Below are 17,043 nucleotides of genomic sequence, written 5' to 3'. Positions count from 1 at the left end.
TGAAAACTTGCTTGACGACCCCCTGAAAAACCCGTTTAATGCGCCCCGTTGCCCAGATAGCTCAGTCGGTAGAGCAGGGGATTGAAAATCCCCGTGTCGGCGGTTCGATTCCGTCTCTGGGCACCACATTCAGCTTTCATGTGGTGTCAACATCACGTGAAAGCCCAACAAAAAACCCGCCTCGTGCGGGTTTTTTGTTGTCTGCGTTTTTTGATTGACCTGCAATCCTTGTGGTCAGCTTGCATCAGCCCAATGGATGTTCAGCGTACGAACTCCACCACCGCTGAGGTCAATCGTGTGACGTAATTCGCGGCCATTACGCTCCGTCACGACGACGTACTTACCTGCGGGCAACCGAGTCAAAACAATCGGGCCCGCCTGGTCCAGCGACAACACTTCATGACCTTTCGGCCCCTGAATGGCTACCTTGACGTCAGGCACGTACTCATTGGACGGTCCAGTGGAAAAAGTCATGTGCAAGTTATAGCCACCCATCCGCTGGATTGCGCACGACTCATCCTGACCGATACCACCGGACATGAAGTTAACGCCGTTCTGTTGTTGCTGTTCCAGCTGTACGCCCTGCGGGTCAATCGGGTCACGACAGACCTCCGCCTGAACACTGGAAATAGGCAAGCCAGCGAGCCCGAGCAGAGCAACGCCGGATAGCGTGAGTAAACGCAAGGATCTCATGATGACGACTCCCGGACCCGTTACGGGTCCAACGAATGCGATGCCACCCATGAAGCCGATGCCGTAAAACGGTGACACCCAGTGCTATCCCCAACATCACAGCTCAAACCGAAAAACCGGTAAGAATACTGCTTACACTTTTATGACTTCCCGCTCGGATCCTTCGTTTAGATCAATTGGTTGTGAAAGCCGGCGCCGATACGACTCCCGGTTGTCAGCCAATTCACCCACCAAGCCACTATCGCGGACCACCGAGCAATCGCTCCTTGGGAAATTCGCCGACCTGCGCTTCAATAGCACCCTCCCCTTGCGCCTGAACTAAGGATCGAAGCCCATGGCATCGGCGAACAAGCAGCACAAAAGAACCCAACGCGCGAAAGCCAAGGCCAAACAAAATCGCGTGCAGCGCGCGAGTGCTCCGGTCGAACTGGACCCGAACGATGAGCGTATCGACTTTGAGTCAGTAGACCTGACCGAGCTGTTCATAAAAATGCGCGATGCCGAAAAGACCAGCCAACAAGCGCTGTGCACGGCATTCCTGGAAGACCCGCTGCTCGAAATCGTGTTTGAACAGGAAGGCGAAGAAGGCGCCACCGATTTCATCCTCGCGGCACTGATCGAGTATCGCCAGTGGTCGACTGAATCGGACGAAGCCCAAGCCCTGGCCTGGATCGAAAGCCCGCAGTTCCAGGCGGACTACGTGGCCGCCTCCGAGGCGCTGGTGAAATCGCCACGGTAATTTCTGCGAACCGAAAGAACGGCTGCTGTCAGCGATGACAATGGCCGTTTTTTTATGGCGCGCTAGCACCGGGAAATACCAGCAGATTGTTACCCCGCAATATGACGTCTATCGTTGGCAGCAAACCGCGCCCAGGTCTTCATCCAATGACTCTGTCGAACACGCCCTCACTGGCACCGTCGTCACCAGCCCGGATTGAATTGCCGCTGCCAACCACCGGCCCCAGTGAATCATTCAAAGAGCCAGCCGCCGATGGTTTTGTCCTTGGCGGTTTTGCCTGGCGCCATTCCCTTCAAAATACCAATCGCCCGGTGGTGATCATCAACGCGGCAACTTCGGTGCGCTGCCGGCATTACTTTCGATTCGCCGACTACCTGTTTGCCAACGGTTTCGATGTCATGGTTTACGATTACCGCGGCATCGGCGAATCCCGGCCTGACTCGCTGCGCGGATTCAAGGCGTCCTGGTCGGACTGGGGCGCGCTGGATTTCGAAGCCATGCTGCAACGGGCGACACGGGAATTTCCAGGTCAACCGATCGATGTAGTCGCTCATAGCTTCGGTGGCTGCGCGGCAGGGTTGGCCGCTTCCGCAGAGGCGATCCGGCGCCTGGTGACCGTGGGTGCGCAGTTCGCTTATTGGCGAGACTACGCCTCGGCCAGCCGCTGGCGGATGTTCATCAAGTGGCATCTGTTCATGCCGCTGATGACGAAGTTCTACGGTTACTTTCCCGGCAAACGTCTCGGCTGGCTCGAAGATACGCCAGCCGGCGTCGTCCACGACTGGAGCACGCCGGCCGCTCGCTACGAAGAGCGGCCCAGTGGCCGTGTAATCGCCGCAAAAGCCCAAGGCCTGCCCTTCGCCACCGTCACCGCACAAACCCTGGCTATCAGCCTTAGCGACGATCCGTACGGGACGATTTCTGCCATCGAGCGCTTGCTCGGCTACTTCAAGGCCAGTTCCAACACGCACCTGCGAATCGCACCAGAAGACATCGGCGAAGTGGAGGTCGGACATTTCGCCTTTTTTCGCAGCCCGTACCAAGCCACACTATGGCCCATTGCGTTGTCCTGGCTACAGAACGGCGAATTGCACCCCGACACGCCAGGACGGTTGGTACCGCGCAGCGTACCCACCTGACTGCGCTCTCCCACACGAATACGGAACGAAGTAGATGGCCGCCACGAACAAGCAACAGAAACGCGCCAAACGCGCCAAGATCAAAGCCAAGCAGATTCGTATCAGCGGCAGAAAACCCATCGCCATGCATGACGACCCGAACGCGCCAGCCGAGCAGATGCCTGAGTACACCCTGGCGATGTTCAGCAAAATGCGTGAGGCCGAGGCCATCAGCCGCAACGACATGCTGCTGACCCTGCTGTCGAACCTCAGCGAAATCATCAACGACCACCCAGAACTGCTGGACATGGAAAACGCCGAGAACGAAGCCATGGCCGCCACTCACCTGGCCGCCGACATGCTGATCGACTACCGCATGTGGACCGATGGCATGGACCGTGAAGCCGCCCAGGCCTGGCTGACAGACCCGCAGTTCATCACCGACTTCGGCAATGCGCTGGACAGCTACCGAGAGTCGCTGGAAGAACCTGAGGCAAAAGCCGAATAACCCGCCCCTGAAGCCTGCGAAAACAAAAACGGCCGCTGTCATTCCTGACAGCGGCCGTTTTTTTTGAAGGTCATCACCCTATCGAAGAGCTGGCACTACCCTTCATCAGCCTCAGCGTATATCCCGTTGACATATCCCCGGCACAGCCTATTCTTGGGCTCTAAGCGCACCAAAAGCGGAGGACACCCCAATGGAACAGACCACCCTTTTCATGAGCAATCGAAGCCAGGCCGTCCGCTTGCCCAAAGCCGTGGCAATGCCTGAAGACGTCAAGCGCGTCAACGTTGTAGCCATTGGCCGCGCTCGCATCATCACGCCGGCCGATGAAGCCTGGGATAGCTGGTTCGATGGCGATAACGTCACTGCCGATTTTATGGCCGACCGCGAGCAACCGGCCGATCAGGAGCGCGAGTCGTTCTGATGATCAAATACATGCTCGATACCAACATCTGCATTTTTACCATCAAGAACAAACCACAGGTCGTACGCGAAGCGTTCAATCGCCATCACGGCCAGCTGTGTATAAGCGCAGTCACGCTGATGGAATTGATTTACGGCGCTGAAAAATCGGCGGCGCCGGAAAAGAACCTGGCCGTCATCGAAGGTTTTGTAGCTCGTCTTGAAGTCCTGCCCTTCGACTACGAAGCCGCTGCCCACACCGGAATGATTCGCTCGGAACTTGCAAAGGCGGGCACACCGATAGGCCCTTACGACCACATGATCGCAGGACACGCGCGCTCACAAGGGTTCATTGTGGTGACGAATAATCTTCGGGAATTTGAGCGTGTTCCCGGATTGCGCGTAGAGGATTGGGTACACCTCGATTGAACTCGGCATCAGAAACAAAAACGGCCGCTGTCATCCCTGACAGCGGCCGTTTTCATTACGCGGGACCAATCAGCTCAACACGACCGCGCCACGCTGTTCCAGCTTGCGACGGCGAGCCACAAACAAACCGGCAGCCACCACCAAAAGACTCAACAGCCCCGTGGCAAGGATTTCCACGCGATGGGCATCCTGAAACAGCATGATGGTCAGGGCCGCCACGATGAATACGATCACCGCGTAGGTCAGGCCCGGGAACAGCCACATGCTGAAGGCGATTTTTTCACCGCGGGCCATGCGCTGTTTGCGCATGCGCAGTTGCGAAATCGCGATCACCAGGTACACCAACAGCGCAATAGCGCCGGAGCTGGCCAGCAGGAATTCGAACACCGCAGCCGGGGCCACGTAGTTGGCGAACACCGCGAGGAACGCCGCACAGGTCGACAACATGACGGCCCAGTACGGCGTGCCGCTCTTGTTGGTGCGCTGGGAAACGGCCGGTGCATCACCGCGCTTGCCCAGGGAGAACATCATGCGGGATGCGGTGTACAGCGCCGAGTTCAGGCAACTGGTCACAGCAACCAGCACCACGAGGTCGACGATCAGCTTGGCATTCGGGATACCCATGCGCTCAAGCACGGTCTGATAGGAACCGACGCTGGCCAGAACCGGGTCGTTCCATGGCACGAGGGCCACAACGATGAAGATCGATACGAGGTAGAACAAGCCAATCCGCCAGATCACCGAATTGGTAGCCTTGGAGATTTGCTGGCCAGGGTTCTTCGACTCCGCGGCCGCGATGGTCACGATCTCGGTGCCCATGAAGGAAAACATGGTGGTCAGGATCGCGCCCAGTACAGCGCCCATGCCGTTTGGCAAGAAGCCCTGGGTGTCGAACAAGTGCGAAACGCCGCTGACCTGGCTGCCTGGCAGGAAGCCGAAGATCGCCATGACACCGAGGACAATGAAACCGATGATCGCCAGGACTTTGATCAGAGCGAACCAGAATTCGAACTCACCGTAGTTCTTCACGCTGAACAGGTTGGTCACTGTCAGCAGCAACGTGATGATCAGGGTAAATGCCCAGATGGCCACATTAGGGAACCAGGCATGCAGGATAGTCGCGGCAGCGTTGGCCTCCAGCGGGATTACCAGCACCCAGAACCACCAGTAGAGCCAGCCGATGGTGAAACCGGCCCAGTGACCGATAGCGCGATCGGCGTAGGTCGAGAAAGAGCCCGTGTCTGGAGAAGCAACGGCCATTTCGCCAAGCATGCGCATGACCAGCACTACCAGCATACCGGCGGCGGCGTAGGCCAACAGCACGGCCGGGCCTGCGGCGGCGATGGCGTGACCCGAGCCAACGAACAGGCCGGCGCCGATAACACCGGCAATCGACAGCATGGTCACATGGCGCGGTTTGAGCCCCTGTTCGAGGCCATTAGAGCTTTGGGTGCTGCTCATTGAAACTACCTTTGTAAGGAAAAGCGATTGCCTCCATCCCGCTTGGCATCCTTCTCGTAAAAAGAAGCCAACGGGGCGTTCTGGATTCTGCACGCAATAATTGCGCCAAAATGTTTCATACGCCTCTATCCCGGCGATCTCGCCTTTACCGGACAGTCATCGCAAGCCATTGAAATTAATGGCACTTCGCCAGAGCGTTACCCTGCCACCCACTTCACAAACGAATTCACGCACCAGAAACACACCAGAAAAACGGCTCACGCACAATAAAAGTGCGGATCGGGAACGTTTGTCCGGTTAGCGCTTCCAACACCCGGCCAAAGCTGGCACCATCGCGCCTTTTTTTACGCGACACCCACACAGACATGGCTTCAAACGTGGGATCGGTTGTTGATGGCGCGACAGTCTGCTGCGCTGAAGCGACAACCGGTCACGCACTGCCCGTCTACGCCCCGTGGGGCTGTTGGCCGCCATTCGACCGCTATGCTAGCTTGGCGCTTCGATAGAAAAGCCCGCCCAACAGCAGGAGCACAACAGAACTCAATGAGGACCGCACATGGCTGAGGCCACGCCCGCGCTTGAAATCCGCAACTTGCACAAACGCTACGGGACGCTTGAGGTGCTCAAGGGCGTCTCGCTGACCGCACGCGACGGCGATGTGATCTCGATCCTGGGTTCCTCCGGTTCCGGCAAGTCCACGTTCCTGCGCTGCATCAACCTGCTCGAAAACCCGCACCAGGGCCAGATTCTGGTGGCCGGCGAAGAGCTCAAGCTCAAGCCTGCGAAAAACGGCGAACTGATCGCCGCCGACGGCAAGCAGATCAATCGACTGCGCAGCGAAATCGGTTTTGTATTTCAAAACTTTAACCTGTGGCCGCACATGAGCGTGCTCGACAACATCATCGAAGCGCCGCGCCGCGTCCTCGGGCAAAGCAAGTCCGAAGCCATCGAAGTGGCAGAAGCCTTGCTGGCCAAGGTCGGCATCGCCGACAAACGTCACGCCTACCCTGCAGAACTTTCCGGTGGCCAGCAGCAACGCGCCGCAATCGCCCGCACCTTGGCAATGCAACCCAAAGTCATTCTGTTTGATGAGCCGACTTCCGCGCTTGACCCGGAAATGGTTCAGGAAGTACTAAACGTGATCCGCGCCCTGGCCGAAGAAGGTCGCACCATGCTGTTGGTCACCCACGAAATGGGCTTCGCCCGTCAGGTGTCCAGTGAAGTGGTGTTCCTTCACCAGGGGCTCATCGAAGAGCAAGGATCGCCCCAGCAGGTGTTCGAAAACCCGCTTTCGGCGCGCTGCAAACAATTCATGTCCAGCAACCGCTAACGGAGCTACCTACATGCAGACTTACAAAAAACTCCTCCTGGCTGCGGCCGCTACACTGGTGTTTTCGGCCAATGCGATGGCTGCCGAAAAACTGAAGATGGGTATCGAAGCGGCTTACCCACCGTTCAACAATAAAGATGCCAGCGGCCAGGTGGTCGGCTTCGACAAAGACATCGGCGACGCCCTGTGCGCCAAGATGCGGGTCGAATGCGAAGTCGTCACCTCTGACTGGGACGGCATCATTCCGGCACTGAACGCCAAGAAATTCGATTTCCTGGTTTCCTCGCTGTCGATCACCGAGGAACGCAAGCAGGCCGTTGATTTCACCGACCCGTACTACTCGAACAAACTGCAATTCATCGCACCGAAGAACGTCGACCTGAAAACCGACAAGGACTCGCTCAAAGGCAAGATCATCGGTACTCAGCGCGCCACCCTGGCCGGCACCTGGCTTGAGGACAATTACGGCAACGACGTCACCATCAAGCTGTATGACACTCAGGAAAACGCCTACCTGGACCTGACCTCCGGGCGCGTCGATGCGATCCTCGCCGACAAATACGCCAACTACGACTGGCTGAAAAGCGACGCCGGCAAAAACTACGAGTTCAAAGGCGAACCGGTGGTAGCCAGCGACAAAATCGGCATCGCCGTGCGCAAGGGTCAGGACGAGCTGCGTAACAAGCTGAATGCCGCATTGAAAGAAATCGTCTCTGACGGCACCTACAAGAAGATCAACGACAAGTACTTCCCGTTCAGCATCTATTGATTCTGACTGGCCTGACCGGCACCGCTTTCTGACGGTGCCGGTCCTTGGCAATGCCTGCGGCAACTTGAATAGAAATCCATGACTATCGACCTCTACGGATTCGGCCCGGCGCTCGCCGCTGGTGCGCTGATGACCGTCAAACTGGCCCTCTCGGCGTTATGCCTGGGACTGGTGCTCGGCCTGCTCGGCGCCTTGGCCAAGACTTCCCCGTATAAGCCGTTGCAATGGCTTGGCGGCACCTACTCGACCCTGGTTCGCGGTATCCCGGAATTGCTCTGGGTGCTGTTGATCTACTTTGGCACGGTCAACCTGATGCGTGCCTTGGGCGAGTTTTTCGGCAACCCCGATCTCGCGCTCAATGCCTTCGCCGCCGGCGTGATTGCCCTGGGCCTGTGCTTCGGCGCCTATGCCACCGAAGTCTTTCGCGGGGCGATTCTGGCGATCCCCAAGGGTCACCGTGAAGCCGGCGTGGCACTGGGCTTGTCAAAGTTGCGGATTTTCACCCGGCTGATTCTGCCGCAGATGTGGCGCATCGCCCTGCCGGGCCTGGGCAACCTGTTCATGATCCTGATGAAGGACACCGCGCTGGTGTCGGTGATCGGCCTGGAAGAAATCATGCGTCATGCGCAAAACGGCGTCACCATGACCAAGCAGCCGTTCACCTTCTACATGGTCGCAGCCTTCATGTACCTGGGCCTGACGATTCTGGCCATGACCGGCATGCACCTGCTGGAAAAACGCGCCGCTCGCGGCTTCGCGAGGAGCACACAATGAACTGGGAAGTCATCATCAAGTGGCTGCCGAAACTGGCGCAGGGCGCGACCCTGACCCTGGAACTGGTGGCCATCGCCGTCGTCCTCGGCTTGCTGCTGGCGATTCCGCTGGGCATCGCCCGCTCGTCGCGCCTGTGGTACGTGCGCGCACTGCCTTACGCGTACATTTTCTTCTTCCGTGGCACGCCGTTGCTGGTGCAGCTGTTTCTGGTCTATTACGGCCTGGCGCAGTTCGATGCGGTCCGCGCGAGCGCAATGTGGCCATACCTGCGCGATCCGTTCTGGTGTGCCACCGCCACCATGACCCTGCACACTGCGGCCTACATCGCAGAGATCCTGCGCGGGGCGATCCAGGCCATCCCGAAGGGCGAGATCGAAGCCGCACGGGCACTGGGCATGTCGCGCCCCACGGCGCTGTTCTACATCATCCTGCCGCGTGCCGCGCGCATTGGCCTGCCGGCCTACAGCAACGAAGTGATCCTGATGCTCAAGGCCAGCGCCCTGGCCAGCACCGTGACCTTGCTGGAACTGACCGGCATGGCCCGCACCATCATTGCCCGGACCTACCTGCCCGTGGAGATCTTCTTCGCGGCCGGCATGTTCTACCTGTTGATGGCCTACATTCTGGTGCGTGGCTTCAAGCTGCTGGAGCGCTGGTTGCGCGTCGATGCCTGCCAGGGACGCTGATCGGCCGGTGCTTGCGGGCGAACAGTTGCTCGCCCGCTTCAAAGCGCTGGACGAGTTCCTGAGCGAACACCAGGCACTCTGGCGACCGCGTCCGTTTACCCATCGGCAACTGCCGTGGGAAACGGCCTATCCCGAACTGGCAGATTGGCTACGCCAGCGTTCGCTGGAAGACGCGGAAAACAGCCATAACCATCCTGAGCACCTTCTGGCGCCCGCACCTTTTCCAGGACTGGCCGCGCGGGCCATTGCCCTCAGCGCTGTAGGCAACCTTCCCGTTCATACGACTGAGCCTGCAACCCGACGACTGAATGTCGACGTGCCCGGTCGCAAATGGCAGCAGATCGAAGCCTTCGCCGGTTGCCTGCAATTTGCCGAAAAAACCCGACACTGGCTGGACTGGTGCTCGGGCAAGGGTCATTTGGGCCGACGCCTGCTGCAAGCCGACCAACAACTGACCTGCCTGGAAAATGACCCGGCGCTGATCGCCAGCGGTCAGGCGCTGAGTCATCACCATCACCTCGCAGTCAATCATCTTCAACAAGACGTGATGGCCGCCGATGCGACGGCGCGTCTGAGCACCGATCAGACACCGGTCGCCCTGCACGCCTGCGGCGATCTGCATGTACGATTGATGCAACTGGCCAGCGCGGCCGGCTGTAAACAACTGGCCATTGCGCCGTGCTGTTATAACCGCATCAGCGCTCGCCAGTACCAGCCGCTGTCCGACGCAGCTAAAGGTTCCGACCTACAGCTTTCCCTCGACGATCTGGCCCTGCCGCTGAGTGAAACCGTCACCGCCGGTGCCCGCGTCCGACGTCAACGCGACACGTCCATGGCCCGCCGACTGGCATTCGACCTGCTGCAACGACAACTGCGCAGTTGTGACAACTACCTGCCCACACCGTCGTTGCCCAGCGCCTGGCTGGATAAACCCTTCGCCGATTACTGCCGCGACCTCGCGGCGCTAAAAGACTTATCCACAGTCCCAGCGCAGGATTGGGTGGCGCTCGAAGCCTCTGGTTGGGAACGCCTGGCCCAGGTGCGTAATCTTGAACTGCTACGCGGCCTGTTCCGACGCCCCCTGGAGCTGTGGCTGGTACTCGACCGAGCGCTGTTTCTCGAAGAACAGGGTTACTCGGTGCGCCTGGGATTGTTCTGCGAAACCCCACTGACACCGCGCAATCTGATGCTGCTCGCCGAGCGTCGATAACCCTCCTCAATTTCGATCAACAGCCTGTGGATAAGTCTGTTGATGAAACTTGATAAAAGCCTTTGGATCCATGGCTTATAGGCCATAAAAGCGCTTGGTCATTTTTTGTTCACATTAAAAAACAGGCGAAAAAACAGCCAGTTGCGATTTGTTGAGAACTGCTCCACAAAATAGGCCGTAAACGCAGCGAAACCACCTCCCGCTGTGCATAAGCATTAATCCGAAAGGTCATAACCAACCTCCACATTCTGAACTATCGTTGCCAGGCGCCAGAAATCTCTGGCGCGTACGGCTCGACCATGGAAGGCCCCGTGCCGCAAAGCTACCCGTCGCCCCCTCGACAGGCCTGCCAATCCCTCCCGTATTTGGCTGCTATGCCCACACACTTTCTGATTGAAGATCGCTACACTCCGCCATCTTGCACGCTGCGACAAACAACCCACGCAACGAGGCCGAGCTGCACGCTCTGCGCAACAGCCGCTCGTGGCGGGCAATTCAGACACTCAAAAATGTGCTGGTTCGCACCTGACGCTTCAGACCTCACATCGGGCGGAAACAACGCAATGACTCTCGACACCTTGATCCTGCACTGGCGCTCAGAAGTCTCGAACAAGAAAAAACCCGGAAGTCGCATCGGGCTGATCAGCAACATCCTCAGAAGAATCAGAAGGAACAATACCCTCAGGTATTTGTTCTGGTTCAGGCTTGCCCAGTATCTGAATAGCGGAAATGCGTTCGCGCGGCTCTATGCCAAACGCATGGAGAGGAAAATCAACCTCAAGTACGGGGTCGACATCAGCATTGATGCCGAGATAGGGCCAGGTTTTCGCATCGGCCACCTGCCTGGCGTCGTCATCACCGGTTACGTCAAAATCGGGCGGAATTTCTTCATTCGCCAAAACACAACGATTGGCATAAAAACCATGGGCCTGGACAAGTACAACCTGGTGATTGGCGACAACGTCAGCGTCGGGGCGAACAGTTGCATCATCGCCGACAGCCTCTCAATCGGTGACAACGTCACAATCGGAGCCATGTCATTCGTCAACAAAAGCATCCCGGCGGACAGCACTTTTTACAATGCACGATAACCACAGGCTGATCGAAACCAGCCCCGGAGCGCTCAAGCACACACAAGGGCGCGAACCTTGTCAGAGTCCTGCTGAAAAATAGTCAGTAATCAGGGGTTTACAGAACCACGCCAATCGCTATAATCGTCGCCCAACACGCCGGTATAGCTCAGTTGGTAGAGCAACTGACTTGTAATCAGTAGGTCCCGGGTTCGACTCCTGGTGCCGGCACCATACAAAACGAAGCCCTCGTAGAAATACGAGGGCTTTGTTGTTTCTGGCATCCAGAAATCCAACTGCCACACACCCCTCTGCACGAGCCGCCGAAGGCTGCGATCTTTTGATCTTCAACGCAGATCTGCTTGCCCTTGGAAAAGATTGCAAGCTGCGCCCCCCAGAATCATCTATCCGGCCTCCCCACCTCACGGAGGTGGGGAGGCCGGCTAATGGGCGCGCCCTTTTCCCCTGCCGTAATCAACAGACTCTGTTGAAAAAGTCGCTACGGCTCGACACCAGCCAAAATGGGTTCAAAAGTCGGTCGCATGGACGCTCATACGTGAACTCCGAATCCCGTTCGAGCGTCGCAAACACTAAGCACTTAGCTGCTTAATCCAATCAAGGCTCGCAACGGTAGAACCGGAAGGATGGTATTCACACCCGATCCATCCTGTGTAGCCACGCTGCTCCAGCGCCGCGAATAAGTCAGCAAAGTCGATGCTCCCCGTTCCCGGTTCGTGACGACCCGGGCAGTCGGCAATTTGTACATGGACGGTTCTGTCATAAAACCGGGCCAGAACATCTGCTGCGTCTGCGGTCAGAAGCTGGGCATGGTAAAGGTCGAGAATCAGCCCAACACTCGGGAAGGTCTCCAGCACCTGTTGCGCCTTGCTAAAGTCAGACATGTAATAGCCCGGCATCGCCTGCGAACTGATCACCTCAATAAGCGGCCGCAAACCCTGATCTTCGAAATACTTGACGGCATACTCCAGGTTGCCCCCGAAGATAAGCGCTGCCTCATCCTGCGTCGTAACCCCGGACATGATGTGGACATCCGAACACGCCAGCGTCTTTGCATAGCTGGCGGCCTGGACCAACCCGTTGCGAAACTCTTCTTCCTTGCCCTGCAAGGCAGCGATGCCTTTGGTAACGCCAGCTGGCGCGGCAAACTGAATCAACGGCAGACCGTATTGAGCCAGGTTGTCGGCCAGGAGACTCGCGTCGAATTCATAGGGCGACGGGAACTCCACCGCCCGAAAACCAGCTGCGGCAGCGGCTTCGATGCGTTGCAGAAAAGGCAACTCATTGAATTGAAAACCGAGATGAGCATTGAACTTAAGCATTGGGTAACCATCCATCCTGGAAAGAAACAAAATCATCAGCCTGGAACATCTTTCGCAGCTCCAGCACTGCACTATCGGGAGTGGTCAATACAGGTAGACCCGATCGAGCCTGTGCTTGCCCTGCGGCGCTCGTCATCGAAAACTGTGCGAAACAGATCAGATCGCAGGCTCCGACCTGAGCAGCCATTTCCGCGATGGCGGTATCGTGACCGTCTTTGTTCCCTTCACTCAATGCCTGCATTGCACCAGGGACAAAATAGGGCACCACCTCCATCGCCCGACCACTACGCTCAGCCACTTGCTTGAACTCGGTGATTATCGAGGTGATGGTAGGCTCGAACGTCGCCAGCACGGCAACACGCGATGCTTGCGTTAGAGCCAGGTTGATCATAGCTTCGTTCGGCTTGAGTACTGGAATGGCAATGTCAGGCTTGCAAAGGTCGATGGCATCGCCAAAAGCCGAGCAGGTAAAAAGTATGGCGTCCGCTGCGCATTGTACTGCGTACTGGGAAAGTGTCAGAAAACGCGCCTTCATACTCGTGGTTAATTCTCCCTCCTCCACTCGGTCTCGGGACAACGAGTCTTCGAGCAGATTGATGATCTGTGCCTCCGGCCATTGCCGGGCAAAGGCCGCCATGATGGGATCGATCGCCAACGCGGTCGCGTGGATCAGAAAAATGCGTGGAGCCTTCATGCTCATGTGCCTCGACAAGGTTGTTCGACAAGTCCACCAACGCTCTTTGTACAGACACCCACATCCTCTTCGTATGGTATTTTCCAACTCCAGTCCGATGGGGGTATCTACCCCAACGGGAACGGACTGAAGCTAACCATTCGAGATAGAGCCTGTGATCAAGAAAGACCTCGCCTTGCAGTTGGCCCCACGCGTCATCGACATGGTTCGCGCCCGGTCGATGAAAGCCGGTGAGCCGTTGCGCGAGCAGACGTTCGCACAAGCGCTTGGTGTTTCGCGCTCGCCTATTCGGCGGGTTTTTGCCTTGCTCGCCGAGTGGGATCTCGCCATCCAGGAACCCAATCGTGGCTACTTTCTGAAACAAGGCGCTGGGCAGATTCAGGAAACAACATTCCCTCTCGCCAGTGATCCTTTCGAAGACTTTTACCTTCGTGTAGTCGACGACATTCTTGGCGGCGAAATACCGGCCCACTTTTTCGAAGCGCAGTTGTTGCGCCGTTACGAAGTGCCCCGTGGACAATTGCTCAAGGTATTGAACAGGCTGGCCAGCGAAGCCATGGTGGAGCGCAAGCCAGGGCAAGGATGGGGTCTCAAGGACTTCGTGCATAACGCCCAGACATACATCCAAAGCTACCGCTTCCGTATGGCCATCGAGCCGGCCGCTCTGCTTGAGCCCGGTTATCAGATCAATCACGCCGCGTTTGCCAAGGCCAGGCAGCAACAGCAGGCCATGCTCGATGGGGATATCCACACCTTGTCACGTGCCCAACTGTTCCAAGTCGGCGCCCAGTTTCACGAACTGATCGTGCAGTGCTCCGGAAATGTCTTTTTCATCGATGCCATCCGCCAGCAAAACCAACTCAGACGTTTCGTGGGCTACAAAGCCAACGTCGATCGCACGCGTCTTATGGCGCAATGCCAGGAACACATCCATTTGCTCGACCTCATCGAGTCTGATCGCCGTGAAGAAGCCGCGCAATTTCTCTGGAGGCATCTGGACGAAGTGGGCCGACTCAAGACCCATCAGGACGTCATGCCAGAAGATGATGGGATATAGAGCGCACCACTAGCCCCCTATTACTGATCGAAGCTTCGTCAGCGCGCGCTCCAATAGTTCTCTGATCAGCTTGGCACGATTGTTTTTCATCGACGTAATATACAGAAACACATTTCATCCGCACTAAATAGTTAATATTAACTTCGGATATTGTATTTCATTGCAACAATGATCAATTATGCGCACCGCTCGGACGCGAAGCCATATCCAAACGCACAGGGATGATCGTAATGAACGGAAGGACGTTGAGTAGAGGAGCGGGAGTCTCGAACCTTCTGTTCGGTGTGTACACAATATGTGTTGCCCTGCTTGGAGTGACACTGGCCTATCAAGGGGGCGCTCTGGTGGCAGCAGGCGGGTCACCCTATTACGCCATGATGGGCACCGCCCTGTTGCTATCGGCCATTCTCATTGGCCTGAAACAGTCTCTCGGCATCTACCTCTATGGTGCGGCCTCCCTGGCCACCTACGCTTGGGCGATCTGGGAGTCCGGGTACGATGGTTGGGCCTTCATTCCACGCTTAGCCTGGCTGGCTGTTCTCAGCGTTCCATTTCTGGCTTTTTGGCCCTTGGTGCGTCGTGACTTTGCAAACGCCAGAAGAAGTCATTACTTCACCATCATGGGTCTACTGCCGATACTCATGGCAGTCACCATCCTGGTGCCCCTGTTCTTCCCGACAGCCGTTCACCTTGCCGACTCGACGCTTGCAACGACGCGCCCCGAACAACCCTTCAGTCGCAACACGGTGACGTCACCGGACGGTAATGTTGCCGCGTCACACGACGAAACCAACTGGACCGCTTATGCAGGCTCCAACTTGGGCAACCACTATTCCGCAGCATCGCAAATCACTCCTTCGAATGTGTCGGGCTTGGTGAAAGCCTGGGAATACCACCACGGCGACGTGAAGCAACCAGGTGAAAAAACCAAATACTTGAACGAGGCCACTCCGATCAAGGTGGGTAACTCGCTCTATACCTGCACCCCAAAGCAAATCATCATTTCTCTGGATGCCACCACCGGGAAGGAAAACTGGCGGTTTGACTCCAAAGTCGACCCAGCCTACTTCGACAATGGCGGCGCATACTGTCGCGGTGTCTCCTATTTCGAAGTGCCAAATGCCAGTGGCCTGTGCGCTTCGCGCATTATCTGGGGCACCAACGATATTCGCTTGGGAGCGGTAGATGCCTTGACTGGCCAAACGTGCCCCGGCTTCGGTAATGCAGGTTTTGCGGATTTGAAAGACGGGTTAGGCACCTTCAGAAAAGGGTCGACCGGTATTACCTCCGCCCCCATTGTAATCCGCGGGGTGGTGATCACCGGAGGCCGAGTCCTTGATTCAGATGTGCGCCCAGCACCCTCGGGAGTGGTTCGTGCCTACGACGCGGTTACCGGCAAACAAAAATGGGCTTGGGACTTAGGCCGTCCAGACACCAATGCCCCCGCTCGCGACGACGAAACCTACACGCTCAGCACACCCAACTCCTGGGCACCGCTATCCGCCGACGATGAACTGGGATTGGTGTATGTCACCACCGGCAACGCTGCCGGCGACTTCTATGGGGGTACTCGCACGGAACAAGAAGACACGTTCAGCTCCTCCCTGGTTGCACTGGATGCGGCCACAGGCAAGGTCAGATGGCATTTCCAGACAGTTCACCACGATCTATGGGACTACGACCTGAGCCCACAACCCAATCTGATTGATTTCCCCACATCAACGGGCACACGCCCCGCCGTCATTCAAGCTACCAAATCCGGCCAGCTGTTCGTACTTGACCGCGCCACCGGCGAGCCTTTGGTGGATATCGTGCAATCTCCCGTCCCACAGGGAACCGCTCCTGGAGACTACACTTCGGCCACCCAGCCGCTTTCGCCCAATATGCCGAGCACCATGGGACGCCCTTCGAAAACGCCGGAAGTACTGACGGAGGCAAATGCCTGGGGCTTAACTCCATTCGATCAGTTGCAATGTCGCATCGAGTTTCGCCAGGCACGCTACGAAGGGATCTTCACACCGCCAGTCGTAGGCCAACAAAGCCTGATTTTCCCCGGCCATCATGGCGGCTTGAACTGGGGAGGCGTGATGGTAGACCTCAAACGAGGCCTACTGATCATTAATAACCAGCGGATCCCTTACATGCAGGGGCTAGTTCCTCGCGAACAACTCGACGCCATCAATGCCAAGTCATTCCAAGAAGCGCCGGGTAAAAGCCAAGGCTTTCGCGTCCAGGCCGGACTGCCTTACGGCGCCATCAAAGATCCATGGATGTCATCCCTTGACCAACCATGCATTGCGCCACCTTGGGGCTTCATTGCTGGCATAGACCTGCGTACACGCGACGTAGTCTGGAGTCGTCCGTTCGGTACGGGGTACGACAGCGGGCCTTGGGGAATCGCCTCTCGTACGCGCTTCGAAATCGGCACGCCGAGTGACGCAACAGGTGTAACAACCGCTGGGGGCGTGACGTTCATCGGTGCCGCCATTGATCGTTTCATGCGGGCTTACGACAGTGAAAGTGGAGAACTACTGTGGGAAGAACGCCTTCCCGCGGGCAATCAGGCTTCACCCTTGACCTACATGAGCCAGGGCCGACAGTACGTCGTGGCAGTAGTCGGCGGTCATGACCGAATTCCAACCAAGTTGGGTGACAGCATCATCGCTTGGGCCCTGCCCGAGAAGTAAATCGCACTCCGCCTGAAAAGACTCTCCGTAACACTGTCGGACAGGGAGGTAAATATATGGATATTCGAATAGCCTCGCC

General features: G+C 57.2%; 17 protein-coding genes and 2 tRNA genes. 15 read left to right on the top strand and 4 right to left on the bottom strand.

Annotated features, from left to right (window positions below; genetic code table 11):
* The first annotated feature begins 50 nt into the window (after positions 1 to 50).
* Positions 51 to 126: transfer RNA gene (locus tag AABM55_RS01475), tRNA-Phe, on the top strand.
* Positions 127 to 234: 108 nt separating this feature from the next.
* Here AABM55_RS01475 and AABM55_RS01470 read toward each other — a convergent pair.
* Positions 235 to 693 carry a hypothetical protein gene (locus AABM55_RS01470; RefSeq protein ID WP_347928638.1) on the bottom strand — a complete coding sequence of 153 codons (459 nt, stop codon included), beginning with the start codon at positions 691 to 693 and terminating at the stop codon, positions 235 to 237.
* Between the two features lie 334 nt (positions 694 to 1,027).
* Between AABM55_RS01470 and AABM55_RS01465 the strand changes: the two genes are divergently transcribed.
* The 5 genes from AABM55_RS01465 to vapC all read left to right on the top strand — a co-directional run bounded on the left by AABM55_RS01465 (position 1,028) and on the right by vapC (position 3,886).
* Positions 1,028 to 1,432, top strand: coding sequence for a hypothetical protein (locus AABM55_RS01465; protein ID WP_054595150.1), 405 nt, complete (start codon positions 1,028 to 1,030; stop codon positions 1,430 to 1,432).
* Positions 1,433 to 1,578: 146 nt separating this feature from the next.
* Entirely contained in the window at positions 1,579 to 2,571 is a 993-nt protein-coding gene (locus AABM55_RS01460) for an alpha/beta fold hydrolase (RefSeq protein ID WP_347928636.1), read from the top strand.
* A 34-nt stretch (positions 2,572 to 2,605) separates the two neighbouring features.
* A complete protein-coding gene (locus AABM55_RS01455) occupies positions 2,606 to 3,058 on the top strand; it encodes a hypothetical protein (protein ID WP_054595148.1) in 453 nt (150 codons plus the stop codon).
* A 190-nt stretch (positions 3,059 to 3,248) separates the two neighbouring features.
* Positions 3,249 to 3,479 carry a type II toxin-antitoxin system VapB family antitoxin gene (gene vapB, locus AABM55_RS01450; protein WP_054595147.1) on the top strand — a complete coding sequence of 77 codons (231 nt, stop codon included), beginning with the start codon at positions 3,249 to 3,251 and terminating at the stop codon, positions 3,477 to 3,479.
* Positions 3,479 to 3,886 carry a tRNA(fMet)-specific endonuclease VapC gene (vapC, locus tag AABM55_RS01445; protein WP_054595146.1) on the top strand — a complete coding sequence of 136 codons (408 nt, stop codon included), beginning with the start codon at positions 3,479 to 3,481 and terminating at the stop codon, positions 3,884 to 3,886. Before vapB ends, vapC begins: the two co-directional genes overlap by 1 nt.
* A 69-nt stretch (positions 3,887 to 3,955) precedes the next feature.
* On the opposite strand, the gene gabP is transcribed toward vapC, so the two are convergent.
* Complete coding sequence (gene gabP, locus AABM55_RS01440) at positions 3,956 to 5,347, bottom strand: GABA permease (protein WP_347928635.1); 1,392 nt, start codon at positions 5,345 to 5,347, stop codon at positions 3,956 to 3,958.
* A 556-nt stretch (positions 5,348 to 5,903) separates the two neighbouring features.
* On the opposite strand from gabP, the gene AABM55_RS01435 reads away from it, so the two are divergent.
* The 7 genes from AABM55_RS01435 (at position 5,904) to AABM55_RS01405 (ending at position 11,420) form a co-directional block, all read left to right on the top strand.
* Positions 5,904 to 6,677: an ABC transporter ATP-binding protein gene (locus AABM55_RS01435; protein ID WP_347928634.1), complete on the top strand. Its 774-nt coding sequence runs from the start codon at positions 5,904 to 5,906 to the stop codon at positions 6,675 to 6,677.
* A gap of 13 nt (positions 6,678 to 6,690) precedes the next feature.
* Positions 6,691 to 7,446 (top strand): ABC transporter substrate-binding protein, encoded by a 756-nt coding sequence (locus tag AABM55_RS01430; RefSeq protein WP_054595143.1) that lies wholly within the window; start codon positions 6,691 to 6,693, stop codon positions 7,444 to 7,446.
* Between the two features lie 78 nt (positions 7,447 to 7,524).
* The gene (locus AABM55_RS01425; protein ID WP_347928633.1) at positions 7,525 to 8,220 is read left to right on the top strand and encodes an ABC transporter permease; all 696 of its coding nucleotides are present in this window, start codon (positions 7,525 to 7,527) and stop codon (positions 8,218 to 8,220) included.
* Complete coding sequence (locus tag AABM55_RS01420; protein WP_071552393.1) at positions 8,217 to 8,906, top strand: ABC transporter permease; 690 nt, start codon at positions 8,217 to 8,219, stop codon at positions 8,904 to 8,906. Before AABM55_RS01425 ends, AABM55_RS01420 begins: the two co-directional genes overlap by 4 nt.
* Positions 8,887 to 10,116: a methyltransferase gene (locus AABM55_RS01415; RefSeq protein ID WP_347928632.1), complete on the top strand. Its 1,230-nt coding sequence runs from the start codon at positions 8,887 to 8,889 to the stop codon at positions 10,114 to 10,116. Before AABM55_RS01420 ends, AABM55_RS01415 begins: the two co-directional genes overlap by 20 nt.
* Before the next feature lie 563 nt (positions 10,117 to 10,679).
* The gene (locus AABM55_RS01410; protein ID WP_347928631.1) at positions 10,680 to 11,207 is read left to right on the top strand and encodes a serine acetyltransferase; all 528 of its coding nucleotides are present in this window, start codon (positions 10,680 to 10,682) and stop codon (positions 11,205 to 11,207) included.
* A 137-nt stretch (positions 11,208 to 11,344) separates the two neighbouring features.
* Positions 11,345 to 11,420 (top strand) — tRNA-Thr (locus AABM55_RS01405).
* Between the two features lie 356 nt (positions 11,421 to 11,776).
* On the opposite strand, the gene AABM55_RS01400 is transcribed toward AABM55_RS01405, so the two are convergent.
* Complete coding sequence (locus tag AABM55_RS01400; protein WP_347928630.1) at positions 11,777 to 12,526, bottom strand: TIM barrel protein; 750 nt, start codon at positions 12,524 to 12,526, stop codon at positions 11,777 to 11,779.
* On the bottom strand, positions 12,519 to 13,220 hold the full coding sequence (locus tag AABM55_RS01395) for an arylsulfatase (RefSeq protein ID WP_347928629.1): 702 nt from the start codon (positions 13,218 to 13,220) through the stop codon (positions 12,519 to 12,521). Before AABM55_RS01395 ends, AABM55_RS01400 begins: the two co-directional genes overlap by 8 nt.
* Positions 13,221 to 13,374: 154 nt before the next feature.
* Here AABM55_RS01395 and AABM55_RS01390 point away from each other — a divergent pair, with 154 nt between their 5' ends.
* Positions 13,375 to 14,277 (top strand): GntR family transcriptional regulator, encoded by a 903-nt coding sequence (locus AABM55_RS01390; RefSeq protein WP_347928628.1) that lies wholly within the window; start codon positions 13,375 to 13,377, stop codon positions 14,275 to 14,277.
* A gap of 230 nt (positions 14,278 to 14,507) precedes the next feature.
* The gene (locus AABM55_RS01385; protein WP_347928627.1) at positions 14,508 to 16,964 is read left to right on the top strand and encodes a membrane-bound PQQ-dependent dehydrogenase, glucose/quinate/shikimate family; all 2,457 of its coding nucleotides are present in this window, start codon (positions 14,508 to 14,510) and stop codon (positions 16,962 to 16,964) included.
* The last annotated feature ends 79 nt before the right edge of the window (positions 16,965 to 17,043 follow it).

This window comes from Pseudomonas helvetica, assembly GCF_039908645.1.
Lineage (GTDB): Bacteria > Pseudomonadota > Gammaproteobacteria > Pseudomonadales > Pseudomonadaceae > Aquipseudomonas > Aquipseudomonas helvetica.
This window is presented reverse-complemented; position numbering and strand designations above follow the sequence as displayed.

Coding starts and splice junctions, on each gene's coding strand:
- AABM55_RS01470 (WP_347928638.1), bottom strand. CDS start 693: ATGAGATCCTTGCGTTTACTCACGCTATCCGGCGTTGCTCTGCTCGGG.
- AABM55_RS01465 (WP_054595150.1), top strand. CDS start 1,028: ATGGCATCGGCGAACAAGCAGCACAAAAGAACCCAACGCGCGAAAGCC.
- AABM55_RS01460 (WP_347928636.1), top strand. CDS start 1,579: ATGACTCTGTCGAACACGCCCTCACTGGCACCGTCGTCACCAGCCCGG.
- AABM55_RS01455 (WP_054595148.1), top strand. CDS start 2,606: ATGGCCGCCACGAACAAGCAACAGAAACGCGCCAAACGCGCCAAGATC.
- vapB (WP_054595147.1), top strand. CDS start 3,249: ATGGAACAGACCACCCTTTTCATGAGCAATCGAAGCCAGGCCGTCCGC.
- vapC (WP_054595146.1), top strand. CDS start 3,479: ATGATCAAATACATGCTCGATACCAACATCTGCATTTTTACCATCAAG.
- gabP (WP_347928635.1), bottom strand. CDS start 5,347: ATGAGCAGCACCCAAAGCTCTAATGGCCTCGAACAGGGGCTCAAACCG.
- AABM55_RS01435 (WP_347928634.1), top strand. CDS start 5,904: ATGGCTGAGGCCACGCCCGCGCTTGAAATCCGCAACTTGCACAAACGC.
- AABM55_RS01430 (WP_054595143.1), top strand. CDS start 6,691: ATGCAGACTTACAAAAAACTCCTCCTGGCTGCGGCCGCTACACTGGTG.
- AABM55_RS01425 (WP_347928633.1), top strand. CDS start 7,525: ATGACTATCGACCTCTACGGATTCGGCCCGGCGCTCGCCGCTGGTGCG.
- AABM55_RS01420 (WP_071552393.1), top strand. CDS start 8,217: ATGAACTGGGAAGTCATCATCAAGTGGCTGCCGAAACTGGCGCAGGGC.
- AABM55_RS01415 (WP_347928632.1), top strand. CDS start 8,887: ATGCCTGCCAGGGACGCTGATCGGCCGGTGCTTGCGGGCGAACAGTTG.
- AABM55_RS01410 (WP_347928631.1), top strand. CDS start 10,680: ATGACTCTCGACACCTTGATCCTGCACTGGCGCTCAGAAGTCTCGAAC.
- AABM55_RS01400 (WP_347928630.1), bottom strand. CDS start 12,526: ATGCTTAAGTTCAATGCTCATCTCGGTTTTCAATTCAATGAGTTGCCT.
- AABM55_RS01395 (WP_347928629.1), bottom strand. CDS start 13,220: ATGAAGGCTCCACGCATTTTTCTGATCCACGCGACCGCGTTGGCGATC.
- AABM55_RS01385 (WP_347928627.1), top strand. CDS start 14,508: ATGAACGGAAGGACGTTGAGTAGAGGAGCGGGAGTCTCGAACCTTCTG.